This is a genomic window from Cellulomonas hominis, from assembly GCF_005239125.1.
GTDB classification, from domain to species: Bacteria; Actinomycetota; Actinomycetes; order Actinomycetales; family Cellulomonadaceae; genus Cellulomonas; species Cellulomonas hominis_A.
This window is the reverse complement of record NZ_SZYE01000169.1, coordinates 1-8,781: the sequence shown is the minus strand read 5'-3', so window position 1 is coordinate 8,781 and position 8,781 is coordinate 1. Positions and strand designations below refer to the sequence as shown.

Genomic DNA, 8,781 nt, shown 5'->3' with positions numbered 1-8,781 from the left:
CCGGCGCCCCGCTGCTGCGCGGCGCCGGCCAGAAGCCCGCCGACCAGGACCGCGCGGTCTCCGCGCGCCTCGCCACCACGGCGCTGCTGTTCCAGGCGCCCGAGGCCCCGCGCCGCCGGCGTCGTGCGCAGGCGCCGTCCGGCTCGCCCGAGGCGATCTCCGCGGCCGCGCAGGCCGACCTCGAGGCGGCGCAGGCCGCCGAGGCCGAGGCCGCCGCCCAGGCGGAGGTCCCGCAGGACGCGCCCGCCGAGGAGCAGGCCGCCCCGTCGCGCCGCCGCGGCCGTCGTGGGCGCTCGCGCAACGAGCGCGCCGAGTCCGCCGAGGTCGTCGAGGAGGGTGCCGACGCCGCCGAGGCCGAGGACGCCGCCGCGGTGGAGGCGGCTGCCGCCGCCGAGGCCGACGAGGACGCCGAGGAGGCCGCCGCCGAGCGCGCCGACGACGAGGGCGACGAGGGTGCCCCGCGCCGCCGCCGGCGCCGGGGTGGCCGCGGCCGCCGCTCGCGCGGTGGCTCCGACGGCGACCAGGGCGAGGACGACGCCGACCAGCCCGAGGATGGCGAGGAGCCGGCCGAGGACGCGGAGGACCGCGAGGACGAGGCCGACGAGCAGGCCGACGGGGACGAGCAGGGCGGCAGCAGCCGCCGTCGTCGCCGCCGTCGCCGCTCGGGCCGCGGGGGCGGGGACGCCGAGGGCGAGCCGCAGCAGCAGCCGTCGCGCCGGTCGTCGTCGCGCGGCGGGGACGAGGTCACCGCGCTGCGCGGGTCGACCCGCCTGGAGGCCAAGCGCCAGCGCCGCCGCGAGGGCCGCGACGCGGGCCGCCGCCGCCAGATCATCACCGAGGCCGAGTTCCTGGCCCGCCGCGAGTCGGTCGAGCGCTCGATGGTCGTGCGCGAGGCCGGCGGCAAGACGCAGATCGCCGTGCTCGAGGACGGCGTGCTGGTCGAGCACTACGTGTCCCGCCAGGCGCAGGTGTCGATGGCCGGGAACGTCTACCTGGGGCGCGTGCAGAACGTGCTGCCGAGCATGGAGGCCGCGTTCGTCGACGTCGGCAAGGGCCGCAACGCCGTGCTCTACGCCGGCGAGGTCAACTGGGACGCCGCGGGCCTGGACGGCGGGCAGCCGCGCCGCATCGAGCAGGCGCTGAAGTCCGGCGACCCGGTGCTGGTCCAGGTCACCAAGGACCCGATCGGCCACAAGGGCGCCCGCCTGACGTCCCAGATCACGCTCGCCGGCCGGTACCTCGTGTACGTGCCCGGCGGCGGGATGACCGGCATCAGCCGGAAGCTGCCCGAGCCCGAGCGCGCGCGCCTGAAGAAGATCCTGCGCGAGGTCGTCCCCGACTCCGCCGGCGTGATCGTGCGCACGGCCGCCGAGGGGGCGAGCGAGGAGGAGCTGCGCGCCGACATCGCCCGCCTGCAGTCGCAGTGGGAGGCCATCGAGAAGAAGGCGAAGACCGCCAACGCGCCGGCGCTGCTCCAGGGCGAGCCGGACCTCGCGATCCGCGTGGTGCGTGACATCTTCAACGACGACTTCTCCTCCCTCGTCGTCCAGGGCGACGAGGCGTGGTCGACCATCTCCGGCTACATCGGCGAGCTGGCGCCCGACCTGGCCGAGAAGGTGTCGAAGTACACCGGCACCGGCGACGTGTTCGCGGACCACCGCGTGGACGAGCAGCTCGCCAAGGGCATGGACCGCAAGGTCTGGCTGCCGTCGGGCGGCTCGCTGGTCATCGACCGCACCGAGGCCATGACGGTCGTCGACGTCAACACCGGCAAGTTCACCGGCGCGGGCGGCACGCTGGAGGAGACGGTCACCCGGAACAACCTGGAGGCCGCGGAGGAGATCGTCCGCCAGCTCCGGCTCCGGGACATCGGCGGCATCATCGTCATCGACTTCATCGACATGGTGCTCGAGTCGAACCGCGACCTGGTGCTGCGCCGGCTCGTCGAGTGCCTGGGCCGGGACCGCACCAAGCACCAGGTGGCCGAGGTCACGTCGCTCGGCCTGGTCCAGATGACCCGCAAGCGGGTCGGCCAGGGCCTGGTCGAGGCGTTCTCCGAGACCTGCGAGCACTGCAACGGCCGCGGGTTCATCGTGCACGCGGAGCCGGTGGAGAAGCACAACCACAAGCCGGAGGCGGGCGCGCCCCAGCAGCCGGCCGAGGGCGGCGGCGAGGCCAAGAAGCCGCGGCGCAAGCGCGGCGGCAAGGAGCAGGCGCCCGCGCCGGCCGCGGCGCCCGCCGTGCCGGTGCTGCCCGAGGCGCGCGACGCGGTGAAGGCCACGCTCGCGACCATCGCGGCGGCTGCGGCGCACGCCCACGCCCACGACGACGAGGAGCACGCGGAGCCCCAGGCGGGGGAGCAGGCGGCGCCCGCGGCCTCCGACGAGGTCGCCCCGGAGGCCGCGGAGGCCGCCGGTGCGAAGCCCGCGCTCGACGTGCTCGCCGCGCTCGGCGACCTCGCCGCGCGCGCCCCGGAGCAGCCCGCCGGGGCCCGGGCCGCCGGCGAGCCGCACCTCGAGCTGACCCCGGTCGACCCGGGCCTGTTCGAGATCCCCGAGTCGGAGTCCGACCCCGAGGACGACGCGTCCTGACCGGTTCGTCGGTCCCCCGCCCACGGGTGGGGGACCGACGGCGCGGTTTGACCCTCTCCGAGGGTCTGCGTATCCTTGAACGTCGGTGCGCTCTGATGGTGAGCCGGGGTGATCCCGGGTCGCTGCGCAGAGGCACCGTTCGTGCGTGACGCCCCAGCGGCGCCGACCTCCCGAGCTCCGCGGCCACCGCGGTGGCGCGCCGGGACCGGCAGCAGGGCGGGGCGCCCCTGAACCTGAAGTTCGACGAGCAGAGATGAGCAGCAACGTGGTGTACGCGATCGTGAAGGCCGGCGGCCGCCAGGAGAAGGTCGCCGTCGGCGACGTCGTCGTCGTCGACCGGCTCGCTGCCGCCGCCGGTGAGACCGTCGAGCTGCCCGCGCTCCTCCTCGTCGACGGCACCGCCGTGACGTCGGACGCCGCGGCGCTCGCCAAGATCAAGGTCACCGCGGAGGTCGTCCGGGCCGAGAAGGGCCCGAAGATCGACATCCTGCGGTACAAGAACAAGACGGGCTACCGCCGTCGCCAGGGTCACCGCCAGCAGCTGACCCGCCTCAAGGTCACCGGCATCAAGTGACCTCGCAGGGCCGCCGCCAGGCGACCCCGTGACCCCGTCCCCGTAGACAGCACCGCACGAAAGCAGGCCTGAGATGGCACACAAGAAGGGCGCGAGCTCCTCGCGCAACGGTCGTGACTCCAACGCCCAGCGTCTCGGCGTCAAGCGCTTCGGCGGCCAGGTCGTCAACGCGGGCGAGATCATCGTCCGCCAGCGCGGCACCCACTTCCACCCCGGTGTGAACGTGGGCCGTGGCGGCGACGACACGCTGTTCGCCCTCACCGCCGGTGCCGTGCAGTTCGGCACCCGTCGTGGCCGCAAGGTCATCGACATCGTGACGGCGGCCTGACACCGCCGCACCCCAGCACGCTGGCCGGAGGGGCGCACCGCACGACGCGGTGCGCCCCTTCGTCCGTCCAGGAAGGAACCACCCGCACATGGCCGCGTTCGTCGACCGAGTCGTCCTCCACGCCAGCGGCGGTGACGGCGGCCACGGCTGCGCGTCCATCCACCGCGAGAAGTTCAAGCCGCTCGCCGGCCCCGACGGGGGCAACGGCGGCAACGGCGGCAGCGTGATCCTCGTCGTCGACCCGCAGGTCACGACGCTGCTCGACTACCACCACGCGCCGCACCGGCACGCGCCGTCCGGCACCCAGGGCATGGGCGACCACCGGCAGGGCTCGACCGGCCAGGACCTCGTCCTGCCCGTCCCGGACGGCACCGTCGTGAAGTCGACCGACGGCGAGGTGCTCGCCGACCTGGTGGGCGCCGGCGCCACCTTCGTGGTGGCCGAGGGCGGCCACGGCGGGCTCGGCAATGCCGCGCTGTCCTCCCCGCGCCGCAAGGCCCCGGGCTTCGCCCTGCTCGGCGAGCCGGGCGACGCCCGCGACGTCGTCCTCGAGCTCAAGACGATCGCCGACGTCGCGCTCGTCGGCTTCCCGAGCGCCGGCAAGTCGTCGCTGGTCGCCGCGATGTCCGCCGCCCGGCCGAAGATCGCCGACTACCCGTTCACCACCCTGGTGCCGAACCTGGGCGTCGTGCAGGCCGGCGACGCCCGGTACACCGTGGCGGACGTCCCGGGCCTGATCCCGGGCGCGAGCGAGGGCAAGGGCCTGGGCCTGGAGTTCCTGCGGCACGTCGAGCGGTGCGCCGTCCTGGTGCACGTCCTCGACTGCGCGACGCTCGAGCCCGACCGCGACCCGCTGACCGACCTCGACGTGATCGAGGCCGAGCTCGCCGCCTACGCCGGCGACATCGGCATCGAGGGCGGGCGGGTCCCGCTGACCGAGCGGCCGCGCATGGTCGTGCTCAACAAGATCGACGTCCCGGAGGCCCGCGAGCTCGCGGACCTGGTGCGCCCGGACCTGGAGGCCCGCGGCCTGCAGGTGTTCGAGATCTCGACCGCGAGCCACGAGGGCCTGCGCCCGCTGACGTTCGCGCTGGCCGAGGTCGTCGAGCGGGCCCGCCGCGAGGCCCCGGCCCCCGAGGCGACCCGCGTCGTGCTGCGGCCCCGCGCTGTCGACGAGGCGGGCTTCACGGTCGCCCGCCGCCAGGACGGGGACCACGAGTACTTCCAGGTCCGCGGCACCAAGCCCGAGCGCTGGGTCCGGCAGACCGACTTCGCGAACGACGAGGCCGTGGGCTACCTGGCCGACCGGCTGGCGCGGCTCGGCGTCGAGGAGAAGCTGCTGAAGGCGGGCGCCGTCGCGGGCGCCGAGGTCGTCATCGGCGACGGGCCGAGCGCGGTCGTCTTCGACTGGGAGCCCACGCTGATGACCGGGTCCGAGCTGCTCGGCGGGCCCCGCGGGTCCGACGCCCGCCTGGAGGACCAGAGCCGGCCGACCCGCGGGCAGAAGCGCCAGGAGTACAAGGAGCGGATGGACGCGAAGGCCGAGGCGCGCGCGGAGCTGTGGACCGAGCGCGAGGCCGGCCTCTGGCGCGAGGACTGACGCCGGGGCTCCCGGCCGTCCGGTCCGCGAACGTCCGACGGGCCGGGGCGCCGCGCGGGGGAGAATGCCTCCCGTGAGTGCCGCCGCGTTGTCCGACCGCCGCCTGCTGCCCGAGGTCCGCCGCGTGGTGGTCAAGGTCGGCTCCTCCTCGCTGACCGACGGCACCGGCAAGCTCGACCCGGCCCGGCTGCGGGCGCTCGTCGACGTGCTCGCCGCGCGGGTGAACGGCGGCCACCAGGTCGTCCTGGTCTCGTCCGGCGCCATCGCGACCGGCATGGACCCCCTCGGCCTCGCGCAGCGCCCCCGGGACCTCGCCACCCAGCAGGCCGCCGCGTCCGTCGGGCAGGGGCTGCTGGTCGCGCACTACACCCGGGCGTTCCACGACCACGGGCTTCGGGTCGGGCAGGTGCTGCTCACCGCGGACGACACGATGCGCCGCACCCAGTACCGGAACGCGCAGCGCGCGCTCGAGCGGCTGCTGGACCTCGGCATCGTGCCGATCGTCAACGAGAACGACACGGTCGCCACGGACGAGATCCGGTTCGGCGACAACGACCGGCTGGCCGCACTGGTGTCCCACCTGGTGCACGCCGACGCGATGGCGCTGCTGACCGACGTCGACGGGCTCTACACCGGCCCGCCGAACCGGGAGGGCTCGCGCCGCATCGCCGAGGTGCGCGGTCCGAAGGATCTGGACGGGATCGACGTGTCGGCGCGCGGGTCGCGGGTCGGCACCGGCGGCATGGTCACCAAGCTGGAGTCCGTGGCGATCGCGACCGGGTCCGGCGTGCCCGTCGTGCTGACCTCCGCCGCGCAGGTCGCCCCCGCCCTGGCCGGGGAGGACGTCGGCACCTGGTTCGCCGCCACCGGCAAGCGCGCCTCGACCCGGCTCATGTGGCTGGCGTACGCCGCGCGGACCCACGGCCGGCTGGTGCTGGACGACGGCGCGGTGCGGGCCGTCGTGGAGCGGGGCAAGTCCCTGCTGCCGGCCGGGGTGACCGCGGTCGAGGGCGAGTTCGAGGCCGGGGACCCGGTCGAGATCGTCGGCGCCGACGGCACGGTGGTGGCCCGCGGGCTGGTCGCGTACTCGTCGCAAGAGGCGCCCGAGCTGCTCGGCCGGAGCACCTCCGAGCTCCGGGACGCCCTGGGGGAGGGGTACGACCGCGAGCTCGTGCACCGGGACGACCTCGTGCTGGTGCGTCGCCGGCGCTGAGACCCGCCGGCCGGGCGGCACCGCCCGGGCCGCGCACTGAGACGCCCGCCGGACGCCCGCCCGTCCGGGACTAGGCTGGCGCGATGACCACCTCGATCGACGCCCCGGCCACGGACGGGGCCCAGCCCGCCACCGTGCCCGCCGTGCCGTCGGCCGACGACGTCACCGCCCAGGTGCTCGCCGTGGCCCGCCGCGCCCAGCACGCGTCGCGCGCCCTGGCGGTCGCGACCCGCGGCACCAAGGACGCGGCCCTGCACGCGCTCGCCGACGCCCTCGTCGCGCACGCGGACGCGATCGTCGCCGCGAACGCCGAGGACCTGGAGCGCGGCCGCGCCGACGGGATCTCCGACGGCCTGCTCGACCGGCTGGCGCTCACCCCCGCGCGGATCGACGCGATCGCCGGCGCGCTGCGCGAGGTCGCGGCGCTGCCCGACCCGGTCGGCGAGGTCGTCCGCGGCTCGACCCTGCCCAACGGCCTGCGGATGCGCCAGGTGCGCGTCCCGATGGGCGTCGTCGGGATGATCTACGAGGCACGCCCGAACGTCACCGTCGACGCCGTGGGGCTCACCCTGAAGTCCGGCAACGCGGTCGTGCTGCGCGGCGGGTCCGCGGCGGCCCGGAGCAACGCGATGATCGTCGAGGTGCTGCGCGCCGCGCTCGAGGCGCAGGGCCTGCCCGCGGACCTCGTCCAGTCGGTCGACGCCTGGGGCCGCGCCGGCGGCGTGGCGCTCATGCACGCGCGCGGGCTGGTCGACGTGCTCGTGCCGCGCGGCGGCGCCGGGCTCATCCAGACCGTCGTCCGGGAGGCCACCGTGCCCGTCATCGAGACGGGCGTCGGGAACGTGCACGTGTACGTCGACGCCACCGCCGACCCGGCCATGGCCCTGCCGATCCTGCTGAACGCGAAGACCCAGCGCGTCGGGGTGTGCAACGCCGCGGAGACGCTGCTCGTGCACCGCGACGCCGCCGGCGAGTTCCTGCCGTCGGCGCTCGCCGCCCTCGCGGAGGCCGGCGTGACGGTGCACGGCGACGCCGCCACGGCCGCCGCGGCGCCCGCCGGGGTCGAGGTCGTGCCCGCCACCGACGAGGACTGGGCCACCGAGTACCTGTCGCTCGACCTCGCGGTCCGCGTCGTCGACGACCTGGACGCCGCGCTCGAGCACATCCGCACCTGGAGCTCCGGGCACACCGAGGCGATCGTCACCCGCGACCTCGCCGCCTCCGAGCGGTTCGTCGCCGAGGTCGACTCCGCGGCCGTCATGGTGAACGCCTCGACGCGGTTCACCGACGGCGGCCAGCTCGGGCTCGGCGCCGAGATCGGCATCTCCACCCAGAAGCTGCACGCCCGCGGCCCGATGGGGCTGGGCGAGCTCACCACCACCAAGTGGGTGGTGCACGGCGACGGGCACGTGCGGCCCTGACCGGCGTCCGGCGGGCGAGCCGCCGGACGTGCGACACTTGACCCTCACTTCGACCCGTCCGGGAGGACCACGTGAACGCTGCGCTGCGCGTCGCCGAGACCGCCGCCGAGCACACGACCGAGCTGCCGTTCTCGCCCGTGGTGTTCGGCATCACCGCGTTCGGCGTGCTGCTGGCCCTGCTGCTGGTGACGTTCGCGTTCCGGAGCGTCGGCACCCGCCACGACTGAGCCACCGCCAGGGGACCCGCATCCGATGACGCAGCGACGAGCCCGGCTGGGCGTGATGGGCGGCACGTTCGACCCCATCCACCACGGCCACCTCGTCGCCGCCAGCGAGGTCGCCGCGCAGTTCGACCTCGACGAGGTCGTGTTCGTGCCGACCGGCGCCCCGTCGTTCAAGCAGGACGTCGAGGTCACGCCCGCCGAGCACCGCTACCTCATGACGGTCATCGCGACGGCGTCGAACCCGCGGTTCACCGTCAGCCGCGTCGACATCGACCGGCCCGGGCTGACCTACACCGTCGACACCCTGCGGGACCTCGCGCACGAGCGCCCCGACGCCGACCTGTACTTCATCACCGGCGCCGACGCCATCGAGCAGATCCTCACGTGGAAGGACTCGCCGGAGCTCTTCCAGCGTGCGCAGTTCGTGGCCGTGACCCGGCCCGGGCACACGCTGACGATCGACGGCCTGCCCGCCGACCGCGTCAGCCAGTGGGAGATCCCGGCGCTCGCCATCTCGTCCACCGACGTGCGCGCCCGCGCGCGCGGCGGCAAGCCCGTCTGGTACCTGGTGCCGGACGGCGTCGTCCAGTACATCGCGAAGCACGGTCTGTACCGAGGAAGCCAGTCATGATCCACGAGATCGCGTGCTGCGCCCCCGGTCCCGAGGAGGCCCCGAGATGAGCTCGTCCGGCAGCCCGCTGACCCGACGGGAGCTGCGGGAGCGCGAGGCCGCGCGGCTCGCGGAGCAGGAGCGCGCCGCCGCACCGCCCGCGACCCCGCCCGAGGCGGCCCGGGCGACCCCCGCGCGCGGCGTGTAGCGGGCACCGGGT

Annotated in this window: 9 protein-coding genes; all 9 read left to right on the top strand. The window is 75.3% G+C overall.

Annotation, left to right across the window (positions count from 1 at the left end; genetic code table 11):
* Window positions 1-11 precede the first annotated feature (11 nt).
* The 9 genes from FA014_RS15865 to FA014_RS15830 all read left to right on the top strand — a co-directional run bounded on the left by FA014_RS15865 (window position 12) and on the right by FA014_RS15830 (window position 8,769).
* A complete protein-coding gene (locus FA014_RS15865) occupies window positions 12-2,591 on the top strand; it encodes an Rne/Rng family ribonuclease (RefSeq protein ID WP_419178416.1) in 2,580 nt (859 codons plus the stop codon).
* Between the two features lie 265 nt (window positions 2,592-2,856).
* A complete protein-coding gene (rplU, locus tag FA014_RS15860) occupies window positions 2,857-3,165 on the top strand; it encodes a 50S ribosomal protein L21 (protein ID WP_230323244.1) in 309 nt (102 codons plus the stop codon).
* Between the two features lie 73 nt (window positions 3,166-3,238).
* Window positions 3,239-3,493 (top strand): 50S ribosomal protein L27, encoded by a 255-nt coding sequence (rpmA, locus tag FA014_RS15855; protein WP_154730618.1) that lies wholly within the window; start codon window positions 3,239-3,241, stop codon window positions 3,491-3,493.
* 88 nt (window positions 3,494-3,581) lie between these two features.
* The gene (gene obgE / locus FA014_RS15850) at window positions 3,582-5,093 is read left to right on the top strand and encodes a GTPase ObgE (RefSeq protein WP_154730617.1); all 1,512 of its coding nucleotides are present in this window, start codon (window positions 3,582-3,584) and stop codon (window positions 5,091-5,093) included.
* Window positions 5,094-5,157: 64 nt separating this feature from the next.
* The gene (gene proB / locus FA014_RS15845; RefSeq protein WP_154730616.1) at window positions 5,158-6,306 is read left to right on the top strand and encodes a glutamate 5-kinase; all 1,149 of its coding nucleotides are present in this window, start codon (window positions 5,158-5,160) and stop codon (window positions 6,304-6,306) included.
* Between the two features lie 83 nt (window positions 6,307-6,389).
* Window positions 6,390-7,727, top strand: a complete 1,338-nt coding sequence (locus FA014_RS15840) for a glutamate-5-semialdehyde dehydrogenase (protein WP_154730615.1) — start codon at window positions 6,390-6,392, stop codon at window positions 7,725-7,727.
* 71 nt (window positions 7,728-7,798) lie between these two features.
* On the top strand, window positions 7,799-7,954 hold the full coding sequence (locus tag FA014_RS20130; protein WP_168217004.1) for a hypothetical protein: 156 nt from the start codon (window positions 7,799-7,801) through the stop codon (window positions 7,952-7,954).
* A 25-nt stretch (window positions 7,955-7,979) separates the two neighbouring features.
* Window positions 7,980-8,582 carry a nicotinate-nucleotide adenylyltransferase gene (gene nadD, locus FA014_RS15835; protein WP_154730614.1) on the top strand — a complete coding sequence of 201 codons (603 nt, stop codon included), beginning with the start codon at window positions 7,980-7,982 and terminating at the stop codon, window positions 8,580-8,582.
* 46 nt (window positions 8,583-8,628) lie between these two features.
* Window positions 8,629-8,769, top strand: a complete 141-nt coding sequence (locus tag FA014_RS15830; RefSeq protein WP_154730613.1) for a hypothetical protein — start codon at window positions 8,629-8,631, stop codon at window positions 8,767-8,769.
* The last annotated feature ends 12 nt before the right edge of the window (window positions 8,770-8,781 follow it).